This window comes from Streptomyces glomeratus, assembly GCF_021462825.1.
GTDB classification, from domain to species: Bacteria; Actinomycetota; Actinomycetes; order Streptomycetales; family Streptomycetaceae; genus Streptomyces; species Streptomyces glomeratus.
The window spans coordinates 26,950-41,979 of sequence record NZ_JAKEEB010000038.1 but is presented as its reverse complement, the minus strand read 5'-3'; the positions used below and the strand labels follow the sequence as shown (position 1 = coordinate 41,979).

Genomic DNA, 15,030 nt, shown 5'->3' with positions numbered 1-15,030 from the left:
TACCCGGGGCGCAATCCGCCGCCGGACCGGGAGGTGCTGTGCGCGGCCGGCGTCTGGCAGCGGCTGTCCCGGTCTTCTCGTCGGGGGATACCGGCGGTCTCGACGGTGTTCCGCTGAAGGTCCGCCTTGACGGCCTACGGCATCCATACCTCGGGTATGTCTCCAGAATGCCGAATCCGGCCCGCTCCCGCGACCGGAGTCCGTTCACGCCGTCTAGCCTCTGCGGCACTGATCGAACATGACGCGCGCCGCCCCAGGGGCGAAGTTGCAGGCCCCAGGTGGCGGGCGGAGACTGATGCTATTGCCGACGCCCTCGAGCACTTCCGTACCCAGCACCTCGGGGGCCGCTCCGTTCTTACCGGCATCTGACGGAACGGCAGCACTGTCTTCACGGCACTGCCTCGAGGTGGGCACACGGGCTCGGATCAGGCCGCCGGCCCCCGCGGTGACAAGGGTGCGCCGCCCCCCGCTACCGCTGCCCGCACCGATCGGAGCACATCCCATGACCCACGACATCCGAGGCTCCTCGCTCAGGTCCGTGGCCACGACACCGTGTGCGATCGTGCCACCGCATCTGCTCAACCGGCTGGCCCGAGCCGAGGACCCGGCCGTACGCGAGTCTGCACGTCGCACCCTTGCGCTCGACGCGGCACAGCGCGTGCAGCGGAGACTGACGGCCGAGATCGGCCCGACCGCCGCCCCGCCGACGCGGGCCCCCGACCACCCCGACCGCACCGTCTGCGACGTCGAGCACCGGCAGGAGTTGCCCGGCAGACGCATCCGCGGAGAGGGCGAGGCCGATGTAGCGGACAGCTCGGTCAATCACGCCTACGACGGCCTCGGAGCCACCTTCGACTTCTATCTGCAGACCCTGTCCCGCTTGTCCATCGACGGAGCCGGCCTACCGCTGGATGCCAGCGTTCACTTCCGCCGGGACTACGACAACGCCTTCTGGGACGGCGAGCAGATGGTCTTCGGTGACGGGGACGGTCGCATCTTCGGCGACTTCACCCAGTCCCCCGACGTGATCGGCCACGAGCTCACCCATGGCGTCACCCAATACACCGCCAACCTGACCTACCTGGGCCAGTCCGGAGCCTTGAACGAGCACCTTTCCGACGTATTCGGGTCACTGGTCGAGCAGTACGCCAAGGGCGAGACGACCGAGGAAGCAAACTGGCTGATCGGAGAGGAACTGCTGCGCCCCGGTGTACAGGGCGTCGCGCTGCGCTCGATGAAGGCGCCCGGCACCGCGTACGACGACGACGAACTCGGCAAGGATCCACAACCTGCCCACATGGACGACTATGTGCAGACCTTCGCCGACAACGGCGGCGTGCACATCAACTCGGGCATCCCCAACCACGCTTTCTATCTCGTCGCCACTGCGCTCGGCGGCCATTCCTGGGATCGCGCCGGCCGTATCTGGTACGACGTACTCACCGGTGGCGCTCTCGCCCCCGACGCCGACTTCGAGTCCTTCGCGCAACTGACGGCGGACGCCGCGGCCGCCTACGGGCCGCGGGAGCGTGAGGCGGTGCTCAAGGCCTGGGATGCGGTCGGCGTACCCACGGGTTGAGTTGGCCAGGGAACGCATTCGTGATTCAGGTCCTGTTGGGGTACTTCGATGCCGACCGGCCGGGCTCTGCCCGGTCGCCAAAGGGTGCCTGTCCGTTCGTCGTTGCCGTCGGCATGGCCGGCGCTGTGCGCACGGTTTGCGAGGTCAGGAGGTGATCACGTGAAGCCCACGCCCAGGTCCGGCGCCGGCTCGCACGCCCGGGCGCGACGGGTGCCGACGAGAACCAGACGGTCACGGGTGGCGGTGGTGCTGATCCTGCTGGTCTTCGTCGGGACGACGCTGCTGCTGGGTCGGTTCGGCATCGACAACCTCGAGAAGGCCATGACCTTCCCGGGTCGTATCACCGGTGCCGTCCTCGTCGCGGTCTCGCTCACCACGTTGTTGGGCGCTGCCGCCGTCGTGGACCACTGGTTCTGGAACAGCTTTGCGTACTCCGGAGTGGTCGCTCTATTCGCCGCGAGCGTGGCATTCCTGGCCAACGCCGTGCTCCTGATGGAGATATGGGACGGTGATTCCCCGCCCTATCAGGCGGAGTTGGGCATGCTCACGGCGGGTTCGGGATGGGCTGCCTTCACGCTGTGGCGGACATCGGCCGTGATCCCCACTCCGAAGCGGCTGGCCGCGGCATTGATCGTCCCCTCGGTCATCGCGATAGCCAATTTCGGCTACCAGAACCTCTATGAGCCGTCCCAGCACGGGGCCAAGCCTCTCATCAAGGTGACCACGGAGAAGCCTGTACTGAGTCAGAACCGTAAGGAATTCGCCGTGCCGGTCGACATCAGTATCGAGAACCACAGCAATGTGGGTTTCTACGTGCTCGGCAGCGAAATACACGCTATGGGGGAACGGGTGCCGCTGAGCGACAATGACCGGCTCCGCCAGCAGTGGCGAACTGATGCCGAGCAGTGGAATAGGTCCCTGGAGAGGAGCCCGCTCTCCCGAAGGGAGATCCACCAGCCCGGTGAGCTGGTGGCCGCGCAACCATTGATGGGTCCCGGACATTTTATCGAGGCAAACGACGCCTTTGCCACCCGAGTGGTTGTGCAAATGCCCATCGACGCACCGTACGACCGGGTGGCGTTCTACGCCTCGGCCAGCTTCGCGCGCAAGGACCGGCTCGTCCTGGGACCGCCACTTCAATTTAAAGGGTACTCATGGGATGGCGGTCAGGAGCCCCAGTGGATGAAGACAATGGACCTCGACGCCATCGTCTACCGCGGCAGGGTGCATGAAAACAATCCGATCAACGATCGGACGAGGGAACCCCGCTACGTAACCGTCTATTGGTGTTTCGGCACGCACGGCGCAAGAGTGTCGGCAGTCATTGCGCGAAACGGCGAGGAAACGACTAAACGGGAGACGGAAGGCCGGTACGGTCTTGTCGACGCGGACACGGGCCCGATCGAACAGACGCTGTGGGACATCAAGAAGACCCTGCGATGACCGGGATGACCGCCGCATCGTCCGCAGGGGACCGCGGCTCCAATCGCTCCAGCCACACCACCACGGCGAGAGAACTGTTCATACGATCCCAGGAGTACGGGTCCCCTATGCCGAGCTGTGCCTCCCTCACTGCCCGGCACAGCTTCTCGACGTCGAACATCTCCGCAATCAGCGGGTGCCTCGCGGAGCGGCAGAGGTCGATGAGTTCGTCGCCGTGCGTCCGTAGGCCGCGGGCGTAGAGCTCGTTGAAGGGGATCTTGACCGACCGGCTGCGGATCCGGGACGGGAGCAGATCTGCCATGGCCTCGCGCAGAACGGCCTTCGGACGGCCCGGAAGGAACGTTGCTTCGGCGGGAAGGCGGCGCATCGTGGCGACGACCTCCGGGTCTAGGAAGGGATGCGAGAGGAAGAACCCGTCCTGTCGTGCGCGGTGCCAGGACAGCGGGTCGGGAGCGGCGATGTAATTTGCCGCGTCGTAGAGGGACTCTTCCGGCTTTCGCCCGTACACGAAGCGGCTCTCCGCGATGCTGGCCTCCCGGTAGCCGTGGGCCCGGGCGAACCCGGAGCGCAGCCATCGCGGTCGGGCGAAGTTGCCGAGGCCGCCGAGCACCGTTCCGCGGCGGTGGACGAACGCTGTGATCCGTTCGGTTGCCAGCGGAAGAGCCGGCCGCACGACATGGGCGCAGACGACGTCCCACAAACCCCTCTCGCTGCCCGCGGCCCAGGCACGTGCCTGCTTCGTCATCTGCCGAAGCTGCCCAGTGCGTGCCAGTCTGTGCAGGTGAAGCGGGTTGGCGTCCACAATCGGATCGGCCCCGCAGCCCGTCATGAGGACGTCACAGCCCAAGTCCGCCGCAGCCGCGTGAAGCCTGCCCCAGAACGGGGCGCGGAAGGCGTGGGCGTAGGGCTCGTCCGCGTCCCCCGCATGGCGCTGGAAGTCGTCGAAGTCGGCTACGTCATCCGCATCGACCATCATCGGGCGAGCTGCAGGTGCCCGACGGCGGATCTCCTCCACCGCCTCGTCCAGATACGGCTGCTCCCCGGCCAGTTCTCCCCTGCCGAAGCGCCCGGCGAGCAGGACAAGGTCGTCCGAGTGGTCCTCCCGCGCGGCCAGCAGACGTGCTGCGAGCAACGCGACGCTGGTGGAGTCGGTGCCGCCGGAGACGTGGCATGCCGTCATCCTGCCCATCCGTCGCCCGACAGCGGTCTCCAGCGCGAGGCGCAGGTCCCTGGCCGCTCCGCCGAGAACGGTGCCGTGTGATGCCTGTGCCGAGGGATCGTGGGCCTGACGCACATGTCGTAACACCCGGCCGCGTATCTGCCCGGTGATCGAAAGTTCCACCACCTCGCCGCCCAGTACCCGCTGTACCCCGGTGAAAGGCGTGAGTTCCGAGTGGGGTTGCGCCATGTTGCCGGTCAGGTATCGGCAGAAGTAACGAGGTTCCAGCTCTGCTCCGCCGCCCAGGTGGCGCACCGAGGTACTCACCGCGGTCACACGGCCACCGGACTCCCTGAAGTACAGCGGGATGCGGGCCTGCTCGTCCCGCATCAGCAGGATGCGGTCGCGGCACATCACGACAGCCGCGTAGTCGCCGGTCGGCAGCCGCGGTGTGGCTCCCGGCCGGCCGAAGTCGTCGAGGAGGTCGCGTGCGCCCCCCACGCGGTCACGGACCGAACCGACCCAGCCGACGACCACCGCGGTGCCGACCCGGGAGGAGACGGTCGTCACGAGCCCCTGACGCGCCATGGGCCCGGCCGCCGAGAGCTTGGGAGAGCCACCGGCCCACTCGAGGCGGAGCGCTTCCACCTCACTGCCCTCCGCCGTTGATCGAGAGAACCGGAGTGAACGCGTGCCCGCGCGGATTGGCATCCGGGATGCACAGGCCGGCTGAGGACGTCCAGGCGTGAAAGGCCAGCGGATGCTCGCGCGCACCCACGTGCAGCACGGCACTCAGGCCGCGCCGCCGCAGTAGGACGAAGGCCGTGACGGCCTCGGCCTTGCAGTCGTCATTGACGAACCAGCTTGTGCGGCCATGTGATTGGACTGCTCGTTTCAGCCGTGCGACATCCTCCGCGGAGGCAGGCTCCGCACGGGCATAATCCGGGGCGGCCAACGGCAGGAGCCGAAGGACGCGCCCGAATCCCAGAGTCCGGATCAACAGGTGCACTCCGCGAAGCCAGAGCGCGACCTCGAGGTCGGAATGCTCCTTTCGGCGGCCAGTCGCACACCCGGAACGGATGAGACCGGTGACGAGCTCGGCACGTTCCTGAGAGCTTCCCTCAGAGAACTTCCGGACGTCTGCCGTCGCCATTCCAAGAAAACGCGTCCGCTTCCAGTCCGCGATGAGCGCTCCGCTGGACATCCTGGTGACACGGCAATGGGGTGACAGGATCCGCGTCATGGCTGCCAGGGCATCGGGGTCCTCTGCCACCGCATGTCCTCCAAGGTAGGCCTGCCGCGGCGTCTGCGGCAGGCCTAGTTCGACTCGTGGGCGGTGTCAGGACAGGTATCCGTGACCGTCGTAGAATCCGCCGCTGTAGCCCCGGATCAGACGGCCGTTGCCGAGTAGGACGAGCCCACGCGGCATACGACGCCGCAGTAGTCGGACAAACATGTGCCTACCTCCAGGTCAGGCAGCATTGGTCGAATTCAGGCTACTCTGCCCTCAATTCCTCGCAACCGGACTGCCGGTGCCAGGCCCACGAAGCATCAGTGGTTCGCCGGACTGCTTTGTTCGCCCTTTTCCGCGCTGACGTCCATCCGGCGCGGACTCCGTGGGGCCCTGCGTGTGCCGAAAAATCACCGGCTCTGAGGGCGGCTTGACAGCGGGTGTGAAGCCGCTCGCATTCCTTGATCGCCCGGCGGGCTCGGACCGCTCGGGGCAGCCGCCGAGGACCGCCGGTATGAGGGGGGAAGGGTCCACCTTGAAGCACAGATGTTGGCGTTAGAGTGCAAGGGGCGCTAACATCGGCTAACGCGCATATATGTGCCTTGATGAGGTGATCCAGCGCCCTGCGACACGCGACACCCGCGCCCGGAATCCCTCACCCCCCGCACCAGAAGGCAAACCTGTGGCGTCCTCGGCCGTCAACCCGGGCTGCTAGCCCCGACGCCGACTGGGCGCAAGCCCACCGCGGATCCCCGGGCGATGTCGGCGCGCGACCTCCGGCAGACGCTCCCGGACTACGCGACGGCGCCGCGCAACGCCATGGCGGCAGGATTGGAAAGCAGGAGCAGCCTGGGCGTTGCCTGCCGGCCGGCTTCCTGCGCGCCGGGCGTGCCTAGCGCCGACGCTGCACTCCTCGCTCGTACAGGGCCGCCGTGGCGCTCTCCTCACCAGTCTCCGTGAGCGAGGGTGCCGCCCCAACGGCTCTGCCATCACTGGGCATTGGCACGGGAGCCTGATTCCGGGACGATGGCTTGGCGGAGGCTCACGGGGGTGGGGGAAATCGACAGCACCTTGATCTCCACGTTGCTTGGCGTAGCCGGAGGCGCGCTGGCCACAGCGGCTGGCGCGGTGCTGCGCACACGCAGCAGCATTCGTACAGCTGCCCGACTGATCTACGCCGAGCTCACAAGGGAATGCACCGCTGTGGCGTACTTCAGAACGTACGGGCACTGGGCGGCGCCCACGCCAAGCCGTGATGCGTGGGACAGCAATAGCGGCGTGCTCGCGCGCCGCCGCAGAAGCGCGTCCTTCGAGGCCGTGCTCCGTGGGTACGAGGCCCTGGAATTCATGCCCTTCATCGACGGGAACTCTCTCTCGCCGGGGCATCGTGAGGCGCTCGCCCGGGACGCGGTCAAGGATCTGGTGGCGGCCATCGGCGAGATCGGGCGCGTGGCCCACATACCAAGAGCCCGACTTGACGTCGTGACCGGTCGGCTGAGGAATGCACGGCCCCTTTCGCGCACGGGCGTCTCATCCACATCGGGAACGATCCCCACGTATCTGCAAGAGCGCATGGCCGACACGGGGTACTCCATGCGGATCTTGCCCCGTCTCGGGATACGGCTCACCGACGGCCGCGTCGTGGTCGACGGGAACACGGCTTCGACTGATCGAACCCAGTACATCGTGTTCGACGCGGCGGGAAGCGACGAGCTGAAGGAACACCCGGTGGCGCGCCTGGCCGGCGAGGATGCGACCGGTGATCCGGCGATTGACGAGGCCTACGACGGCCTCGTGGCGACCGCGACCTTCCTGCGCGAGGTGTTCGGCCGAGACCACCTCCACCAACGGGGGACGCCCTTCGCGGCTGTCGTCCACTACGGCACCAACTACAACAACGCCTTCATGCGCAACGAAGTGCTCTTCCTCGGCGACGGGGACAACAGGTACTTTTCCCGGTTCACCCACGTCGACGTCATAGCGACCGAACTATGCAAGGGACTGCCCGAACTGTGGTCCATGGGAGTCGAAGGGCAGCACGGGGCGCTCCGTTGTTCGATCCGCGACGTCTTGGGTGTCATGACCAAGCAGTACGCCGAACAGCAGACAGTCGAGGAAGCCGACTGGCTGCTTGGCGTGGGCCTCCTTGCACCCGGCATCAACGGCGTCGCCCTGCGGTCCATCAAGGCTCCAGGCACCGCTTACGACGATGTGGACATGGGGAAGGATCCGCAACCGGCGGTGATGGACGACTACGTCCACACCCGGAACGACAACGGCGGTATCCATATCAATTCGGGGATTCCCAGCAGGGCCTTCTATCTGCTGGCCGAACAGCTGGGCGGCAAGGCATGGGAGCGAGCAGGTCAGATCTGGTGGGACGCCCTGACGAGCGGTGAGCTCGATGCAACGACCCAGTTCGCGGACTTTGCCCGGCTCACTGCAGCCGCCGCGCTCAGCCGGTACGGCGATGGCGAGGAACACCGAGCCGTACTGGAGGCATGGAACGGCGTGGGTCTGAGCGCCGGTGGCGAGTCCCGGGTCAGCCGCGTGTCGTGATGCGGTACTGCGCGAACAGCTGAAGACAGCAGCCGCCCAGCGAACGCCACGGACGACGGGACCTGCCGGACCGGCCTGCATCGGGGGCCGCGAGGCCAGGGCCAGCGCTGCGGCCATGCCTTGGTTCGGTGGGACCCACCCCAGGGCCACCTTTAAAGCACAGTGGACTTAATGCCAAGTACTGTGCGTTACAGTGGGGCGCATGGTTGCAGAATCGGGCCCGCGGCGGCGGACCGGCGGCCGCAGCGCGGTGGTGCTGACGTCCATCAGGAAGGCCGTCGAAGAACTGATCACCGAAGGGGGAAGCGAGGCCATCACCATTCCCATGGTCGCGGAGCGCGCGGGAGTGAATCACTCGAGCATCTACCGACGGTGGGGCGACGCGCGGACCATGATCAACGACCTGGCGACCTACCGCCTCGACCCCGAGCGCGGTCTTCCCGACACCGGCGACCTGCGGGCCGATCTGACCGCCTGGGCCCAGGAGCTGATCGGCCACTACAGCATCCCGGTGAACGCCGCCCTCCTGCGCGGCGGGGCCGCCGCAGCCGGTGAGAGGGAGTCGGACTGTCTGCGCGACCGGCGGGCGGAAGCAGCCGGATTCGCCGCCCGGTCCGGCAGTACCTTCAGCGGCGACGATGTCATCGACCGGGTCGTCGCCCCCATCATCTACAGGGCCGTCTTCCTGCCCTGGACACTGACCGAGGCCGATGTGCACACGTACGTCGACGAACTCTGCGACCGCTCCGCCTGACCCTGCCTCTCGGAAACCGGGTCCCGGTCGCGGTCCGGACGGCGCCGGCCCGTGCTCTCGGCTCATCGGTGCGCCGGAGTCGCCGCGGGACACACACCCGCAGCCGACAACGCCGGAACCAGCGCAAATGGATGCTGATCAGGCATATCACCCGACCGGCCGACCTGACGTGCCGTCGGCTGTCCTGCCCGGAAGTCTAGACTCCGTCACCAGGCCACCAGCACTTCACCCGTCCTCGTCCGTCCGGCACGGGTGAGGGCATCTGCACGTTCGAGGAGGCGGAATGCTGCACCGCTCCGGCAGAACGTGCTGGAAACGCTTCGCCGGCGTCCTCATCGCGGGCGCCACCGCATCCGCGGCCCTCGGCATCGGCATGGCGCAAGGAGCACTGGCCGCCTCGTTCCTCATCTCCGGCGAGCGCTTCCAGGTCGCCGCGGACACGCTGCGCGCCCGCGGTGTGAGCATCTACCCCATGATCGACGTTGCCAAGAAAGGCACCCTCGTTCCGGTCGTGGTCCTCGGCTTCCGGCGTGCCTACATCAGTGGGCTGTGCCTGTCCGTGGAGCTCCCGGTCCCCGTTCTGGGTCCGTACACCCTGGTGCTCACCGGCGGCGAACGGCGGCGCGTCGAGGCGACCAACTTGTTCATCGACGCGACTTCCGTATCGGCCGCTCAGGCGAACACCACCGACATCGATATCGGTGTGGCGGCGGGTGCCATCAGGAAAGGGCCGATCAATCCGGGAGACAGGAAATCGCGGTTCTTCGACCCCAACGTGTTCGCACAGCAGGCGCAGTCGGCCTTCCTGACCGACGTGCGCGTGACCTCGGTCGCGGTCACGGCCGGAACACTGAACATCCCCGGCCTCAATCTCCGGCTCGAGCAAGGCCGGCATCGCTGCTTCTGATGCCGGGTCGACGATGCCGGGTCGACCTGCGCCGGCCCATGCGGCCCGGCGCCTGCTCGCCTCATGTCCGCCCGCCCTCACCAGGGGAAGACACGTGTTCTTGGATCCCTTCAGCAATCGCTCAGGGCCACGCGCCATCGCCGACGACATCCGGCTCCGGTTCAGGGCGTGGCGGGGTGAACGGCCCTTCTGGGCAGGGTTGTTCACCCTCACCGCCGGCCTACCCATCATGTACTTCCCGTACACGCACTTGAAGCTGCAGGGCATTGCGCTGGCGCTGTCGACCACATCCGGAGCGGGATCCCTGATCATCGGGGTCCTGCTCGTGGTCCTGGGTGTCTCCCTCTGGTTCCAGCCGCACGTTCACGTTTTCATGGGGATCGCCACCCTGCTGCTCGCCCTTGTCTCGTTTCCCGTCGCCAACTTCGGCGGCCTCTTCCTCGGGCTGATCCCCGGCCTGATCGGCGGCTCACTGGCCTGCGCCTGGATTCCGCCCACGAGCACCGCCGCACCGCTGCCCGCGGCGAACCCGGTCTCCGCCGCCTGGGACGGCTCGAGCAAGCCGAGCCATTGACCGGGGCCATGCCGTCGCTCCTCGCGACCGGTGCCGATCGGTTCGCCCCGGTCGGCACGCGATCCGCCGGTGCCCGGGATGACCGAGACGCCGCTGACGGAAACGCCCCGCAAGCCGTACGTCGTTCAGTCGGGGTCCTGCCAGCCGTTGTGGTGGAGGACTTCCTCCAGTGGATGGCGTGGTCCCGGCCGGAAGCCGGTACGCAGCGGGTACGCCGTGGGCAGCAGCGCGCCCTGGCGGACGGTGGGCGGCAGGCCCAGCAGGTCGGCGACCTCCTGCTCGCGGTCCAGATGGACCGACGTCCAGGTGGTGACCAGACCATGGCTTCGGGCGGCCAGGGCATAGCTCCAGGCGGCCGGCAGCAGCGACGCCCACAGCCCCGCTTGGTTTCCCGTCGGCAGCCGGCCGTCGGCCAGTTCCAGGCAGGGGATGACCAGAACGGGCACCCGGTGCAGTCGGTCGGCCAGCCCGCGGGCGGCCGTGAGCACGGATCGGGCTGCTTCGGATTCCTCGTCCAGCCGCTCCAGGGCCGCGGCGTTACGGTCGTAGAACGCGACCCGGTACACCTCGGCGACCGCCGCGCGGACGCGTGGGTCGGTGAGCAGGATCCAGCGCCAGTTCTGCCGGTTGCCGCCGTTGGGTGCCTGAAGGGCGATGCGCAGACAGTCCTTCACCAGTTCGGGGTCCACCGCCCGCTCGAGGTCGAGGCCGCGCCGCACGGAGCGTGTGGTGGTCAGCAGCTCTTCGCAGGAGAGGGGCAGTTGACCGGTCACGGGAGCAGCACCGCCTCGACGGCCAGGAGGAGGTAGGTTCCCACGACGAAGCCCATCGCCGCCGGGAGCGGCCAGCCGCCGCGGCGCGTGGCCAGGAACCTGCGGGTGCCCCACACCGGCAGTGCCGCCGTCAGACAGGGCAGCAGCCCGAGCGGGCCGTACGGAGCGAAGAGCAGCACCTGGCAGCCGACCGCTCCGGCCGCGAAGCCCGCGGTGACCCCCGCACTGCGCCGGGGACCGATCCGCGCCGAGTACAGGCGGGCACCCGGCTCCGCCTCCCATGCCGTCTTGCGGGCGAACTCGACATGCAGGAACACGCAGGCGCACAGCACGAGCAGCACCGCCCCGTGCCAGTCGGCGGTGACGGTCCCGGCGGCGACGAGCGAGCCGTACACATAGACGCCGAGCAGCAGCTGCACCGGGTAGGTGACGGCGAGGTTGAGCAGCTGCCGGTCACGCACCGGCGCGGACAGTCTTTCCAGAACGGCAAGGAGGATTCCGTAGCCGAGGGCCGCGAGGACCAGCAGGACGGCCGTCGCCGACTGGGTCGCGTTCAGGGCCGCCACCACCACGGTGATCGCGGCGACGGCGCCACGGAGTTCGACGACGCTGATGGCACCGGTGACGAGCGGCCGGTCCGGATGGTGCACGCGGTCGTACTCGAGGTCCTTCTCCTCGTCGAGCATGCGCAGGAACAGCAGTGCCAGGACGACACTGACGACCCGGACCCAGGTGGCGCCGGACGGCCGCCAGGCCGTGCCGGTCAGGGCCACCGCCGAGCCTTCCAGAGCGAGGACCCACAGCAGTCCGTAGGTGGCGTAGATGTGGGGCCGAAACATACGCAGCACGAAACGGGCCAGCCGGACGGGTACTTGAGGTACGGCGACGGTGGTCACGAGGGGTGTCCCCCTGTTCGGTCACGGGTCTGGGCGCATCGGTCATGTCGGTTGTATCGGCCGTGTCGGTCTCAGGGGCACCTGTGGGTTCCGGGGCCCCCGCCGACCCCTGCCAGATCGGCCCGTTTCCGGTCCGCCAGGCTGATCCGGCCCTCGGCGACCAGGGATCCGGCCTGGTGGAGTGTGCACTCGATGTCGGCGCCGGGCAGCACCCGGGCGGTGCTGCACTCCAGGGGCAGGTCCATCTCGGCGAAGCAGCGGAACCGCACGGCCAGACCCACCGGCAGCGCCCGGGGTGCAGGCACCGTGCCCTCGGCGTGGGAGGCCGTCACGGCCAGTTGCCGGAATCCCTCCAGCTCCAGCATCCCGGGCACATGGTCGACCCAGTGGTCGTACAGGATCGGGTGCGCGGTCTCGGCCACCAGGCGGGCCGTGCGTATGCCGTCGCCCGAGGCGTGCGGCGGTGAGATCACCACGTTGGCCGGGTCACGGCGGCCGACCAGGGCGGGATCGATCCGTGGTCCCGGCAGCGCGACGGGGGATTGGGAAAGACCGAGTGCATCGCGCTGACCGGCTCGCATGCGGGTCCAGTCCTGCGGCGGCATCCAGGAGTAGTCGATGCAGGCCAGCAGGGCTTCACGTGCGCCGATGGACGCGGTGAAGCGCAGTCGCAGACCCGTCGGCCCTGACCGGCTCCGGAACCGGTGCTCGATACGGGTGCCGATGACAGCCTCGGTGGGGGCGTCACCGTACTCGAGGGCAGCCGGGTCCGGCACCTCGAACTCCACGGAGCGCAGCAGGAACTTGTGGCCCAGGGGGACATCCAAGTAGCGGTGGGCCACCACGAAGATTCCCTGTCTGCAGGCCTCCAGCAACAACAGCGGGTCGTGATGGGTGCGGGGGCCGAGGGTGTCGTCGTAGAAGGCGTGGAGTCGGGGAAGCTGCGCGGCTAGCATCACTTCCCCTTCGCCGTGGCGCTGGGCGTCGGTGAGGAAGACCTCCGCGACGGCGGCTCGATGAACCAGTTCCTTCGGAAGCGTCCGGGCGAACTGCATGGCCGCTCCTCAGGTCAGCGTGGTGCGGATGGCGTCCAGGTGGCGGCGCCATGTGTCGACGCCGGCCCCGTCCAGCACCGGGACGCGGTGGGGCTGTCGCATGGGCAGCACCGTGGAGCCGACGATGACGGTGTCCCACGGGTCGAGGTCGATGCCATGCTCCCAGGCCGATTCCAGCAGAGAACGGGGAGTGGCGGCCGGGTCGACGCCCAAGTGGCGGGAGACGACGTCACGCAACCTTTCGACCGCGGGTTCGAAGTCCAGTTCACGGGGCTTGGTGGCGGCATACAGCCGGTCGGCCAGCTCGAGGGCGTCGGCTGTGCGGTCCTCTTCCGCCAACGCGCAGGAGAAGAGGCGGTGGCGCCCGGCTTCGTCGAAGTGTACGGCCAACTCCCTGAGCACGTCCGCTGGTTCGTCGGGCGTGTGCGCCAGGTTGAGCAGATAGCTGTAGCGCCCGAGGAGGTGCCGTAGCTGGCCGGGCCTGCGGGCGTCCGGGTCGGTGGGCCCCTTGAGCCGGGTGAGTTCGACCGAGGCCGGGACCTCGGGGTCGTGTCCGGGACGGACCAGCAGCACGAGGGCATCGGCGTCCTCCAGGAACAGCGCGGCAAGCCGCCTGCGGCAGGGGGTGGCCAGATTCCACTGGAAGTACCACAGGGACCGGATCATGGTGCGGGTCAGCCGTGTGACCGCCGCGCCGACGATCCGGTAGCCGTGCTCGGTGAGCCACTCGACGGCGGCATACAGCCTGCGCGCCACCACGGCGTCCGGCTTCAGCAGCACGGCCGCATGGCGGTGGGCGAAGCCGATGACGTCGTCGGTGAGGGCGGCGAGCTGTTCGTAGCTCTCCTGGTAGTAGGTGTCCGCGCCGTACAGCCGCTGCTTGTCCGGATGGCAGGCGAGCAGCGGTGAGACCGGAATGCCGTGCCGGGTCTCGGCGGGGCGGGGCCGGGTCGTCAAAGGGTCCTCCCGTCGGGTCGGGCCGTGGTCGGCTTGTGGGATGAGGCGACGCCGAGGTAGCCGGTCCTGAGGCAGTGGTCGAGGAGGCGCCGCAGGTAGGGCCGTCCGCCCGCGGGCGCCGGAGAACCGCTGAAGGCGGCGGTCTGCGTGTCGTCGAAATGGATGCGCCGCCTGAAGTAGGTGTCGTAGAGGGAGATGATCCGGCCGTAGTAGGGGCGTTCGCGGTCGGGCAGGGCGGACGCGGAGAAGGCCGACGGGGGGACGAACCTGGGCACGTGGAAGGACGGGTACTCGGCGAGGACGTCGGAGAAATCCCTCAGGGTCAGCTCGTGCCCGACGGCGTGCAGGGTGAGGCCTTCGGCGTCCTCCCGGCGGGTGGCGGCCTCGGTCACCAGGTCGGCGACGCGGTCGACCGGGACGAGGTCGAGTGCGGCGTCGTAGTGGCCGGGCACGGTGCGCACCAATCCCCTGGTGAGGACCTTGAGCACGGGGTAGATGGTCTTGAAGTCACGGACGCGGCCGGTGCGGGATGCTCCGGTGATGATGCTCGGGCGCACCACGGTCACCGGAAGGCCTTCCGCAGCGGCCTTGCGGACCTGGGTCTCGGCGGTGAGTTTGCTCTTCTCGTAGGCGTTGCCGGGGCGTTGGCCGACGTCGAGTTCGTCCTCGCGGGCCGTGCCGTCGCGTTCCCCGCACACATAGGCGGTGCTGACGTGGACCAGTGGGGTACGGCCGGCGAGGGCGAGGTCGAGCACGTGCCTGGTGCCCGTCACGTTGATGTTCTCGTACCGCTCCTCGGGCAGTCCGAAGTCGGTGACGGCGGCGCAGTGCACGATCCGGTCGGCGGTCGCGACGATGTGCCGGTCGTCAGGAGTGAGCCCGAGGCCGGGGCGGCTGATGTCGCCGGTGATCCGGATAAGGGCTCCGGGCCCTGGGGTGAGTTTTCTGCCGTTGTTGCGGACGAGGTCGCCGTTGCTGTGGAGCAGCGCCAGCACGGTGTGGCCCGCGGCGGTGAGCCGGGCGGTCACCTCCGCGCCGACGAGGCCACTGGCACCGGTCACCAACACCGTCGTCGTGCCGGCCATGAGTCGGTCCTCCAGGTTGCCGGGTGGTGGCTTTGGTCGTGAGGGGGCGGGTCGCCGG

General features: G+C 68.3%; 13 protein-coding genes. 6 read left to right on the top strand and 7 right to left on the bottom strand.

Annotation, left to right across the window (positions count from 1 at the left end; genetic code table 11):
* Window positions 1-502 precede the first annotated feature (502 nt).
* Both LZ604_RS30120 and LZ604_RS30115 read left to right on the top strand, forming a co-directional pair.
* Window positions 503-1,579, top strand: coding sequence for a M4 family metallopeptidase (locus LZ604_RS30120; RefSeq protein WP_234518994.1), 1,077 nt, complete (start codon window positions 503-505; stop codon window positions 1,577-1,579).
* A 237-nt stretch (window positions 1,580-1,816) separates the two neighbouring features.
* Window positions 1,817-3,022 carry a hypothetical protein gene (locus tag LZ604_RS30115; RefSeq protein WP_234518992.1) on the top strand — a complete coding sequence of 402 codons (1,206 nt, stop codon included), beginning with the start codon at window positions 1,817-1,819 and terminating at the stop codon, window positions 3,020-3,022.
* On the opposite strand, the gene LZ604_RS30110 is transcribed toward LZ604_RS30115, so the two are convergent.
* Window positions 3,003-4,829: an asparagine synthase-related protein gene (locus LZ604_RS30110; protein WP_234518990.1), complete on the bottom strand. Its 1,827-nt coding sequence runs from the start codon at window positions 4,827-4,829 to the stop codon at window positions 3,003-3,005. The genes LZ604_RS30115 and LZ604_RS30110 overlap by 20 nt on opposite strands.
* Before the next feature lies 1 nt (window position 4,830).
* Window positions 4,831-5,454, bottom strand: a complete 624-nt coding sequence (locus tag LZ604_RS30105) for a lasso peptide biosynthesis B2 protein (RefSeq protein ID WP_234518988.1) — start codon at window positions 5,452-5,454, stop codon at window positions 4,831-4,833.
* A 1,008-nt stretch (window positions 5,455-6,462) separates the two neighbouring features.
* On the opposite strand from LZ604_RS30105, the gene LZ604_RS36130 reads away from it, so the two are divergent.
* From LZ604_RS36130 to LZ604_RS36410, 4 genes are all read left to right on the top strand, one after another.
* On the top strand, window positions 6,463-7,971 hold the full coding sequence (locus tag LZ604_RS36130) for a M4 family metallopeptidase (protein ID WP_234518986.1): 1,509 nt from the start codon (window positions 6,463-6,465) through the stop codon (window positions 7,969-7,971).
* Window positions 7,972-8,173: 202 nt separating this feature from the next.
* Window positions 8,174-8,725, top strand: a complete 552-nt coding sequence (locus LZ604_RS30095; RefSeq protein WP_234518984.1) for a TetR/AcrR family transcriptional regulator — start codon at window positions 8,174-8,176, stop codon at window positions 8,723-8,725.
* 283 nt (window positions 8,726-9,008) lie between these two features.
* Complete coding sequence (locus tag LZ604_RS30090) at window positions 9,009-9,632, top strand: DUF6230 family protein (RefSeq protein WP_234518983.1); 624 nt, start codon at window positions 9,009-9,011, stop codon at window positions 9,630-9,632.
* Between the two features lie 13 nt (window positions 9,633-9,645).
* Window positions 9,646-10,206 carry a DUF6114 domain-containing protein gene (locus LZ604_RS36410; RefSeq protein WP_372482229.1) on the top strand — a complete coding sequence of 187 codons (561 nt, stop codon included), beginning with the start codon at window positions 9,646-9,648 and terminating at the stop codon, window positions 10,204-10,206.
* A 125-nt stretch (window positions 10,207-10,331) separates the two neighbouring features.
* Here LZ604_RS36410 and LZ604_RS30080 read toward each other — a convergent pair whose 3' ends face one another.
* The 5 genes from LZ604_RS30080 to LZ604_RS30060 all read right to left on the bottom strand — a co-directional run bounded on the left by LZ604_RS30080 (window position 10,332) and on the right by LZ604_RS30060 (window position 14,972).
* Window positions 10,332-10,979, bottom strand: coding sequence for a nitroreductase family protein (locus LZ604_RS30080; RefSeq protein WP_234518981.1), 648 nt, complete (start codon window positions 10,977-10,979; stop codon window positions 10,332-10,334).
* Window positions 10,976-11,818, bottom strand: coding sequence for a UbiA prenyltransferase family protein (locus LZ604_RS30075; RefSeq protein ID WP_234518978.1), 843 nt, complete (start codon window positions 11,816-11,818; stop codon window positions 10,976-10,978). Before LZ604_RS30075 ends, LZ604_RS30080 begins: the two co-directional genes overlap by 4 nt.
* A 128-nt stretch (window positions 11,819-11,946) precedes the next feature.
* Window positions 11,947-12,930, bottom strand: coding sequence for a ScbA/BarX family gamma-butyrolactone biosynthesis protein (locus LZ604_RS30070; protein WP_234518976.1), 984 nt, complete (start codon window positions 12,928-12,930; stop codon window positions 11,947-11,949).
* 9 nt (window positions 12,931-12,939) lie between these two features.
* Window positions 12,940-13,887 carry a nucleoside-diphosphate kinase gene (locus tag LZ604_RS30065; RefSeq protein ID WP_234518974.1) on the bottom strand — a complete coding sequence of 316 codons (948 nt, stop codon included), beginning with the start codon at window positions 13,885-13,887 and terminating at the stop codon, window positions 12,940-12,942.
* A complete protein-coding gene (locus tag LZ604_RS30060) occupies window positions 13,884-14,972 on the bottom strand; it encodes an SDR family oxidoreductase (protein ID WP_234518973.1) in 1,089 nt (362 codons plus the stop codon). The genes LZ604_RS30065 and LZ604_RS30060 overlap by 4 nt, the downstream gene beginning before the upstream one ends.
* Window positions 14,973-15,030 lie beyond the last annotated feature (58 nt).

What these genes read in the sequence shown, in the direction of transcription:
- LZ604_RS30060 (WP_234518973.1), bottom strand. Translation starts at nt 14,972, where the DNA reads ATGGCCGGCACGACGACGGTGTTGGTGACCGGTGCCAGTGGCCTCGTC.
- LZ604_RS30120 (WP_234518994.1), top strand. Translation starts at nt 503, where the DNA reads ATGACCCACGACATCCGAGGCTCCTCGCTCAGGTCCGTGGCCACGACA.
- LZ604_RS30070 (WP_234518976.1), bottom strand. Translation starts at nt 12,930, where the DNA reads ATGCAGTTCGCCCGGACGCTTCCGAAGGAACTGGTTCATCGAGCCGCC.
- LZ604_RS30075 (WP_234518978.1), bottom strand. Translation starts at nt 11,818, where the DNA reads ATGTTTCGGCCCCACATCTACGCCACCTACGGACTGCTGTGGGTCCTC.
- LZ604_RS30090 (WP_234518983.1), top strand. Translation starts at nt 9,009, where the DNA reads ATGCTGCACCGCTCCGGCAGAACGTGCTGGAAACGCTTCGCCGGCGTC.
- LZ604_RS36410 (WP_372482229.1), top strand. Translation starts at nt 9,646, where the DNA reads ATGCCGGGTCGACCTGCGCCGGCCCATGCGGCCCGGCGCCTGCTCGCC.
- LZ604_RS30095 (WP_234518984.1), top strand. Translation starts at nt 8,174, where the DNA reads ATGGTTGCAGAATCGGGCCCGCGGCGGCGGACCGGCGGCCGCAGCGCG.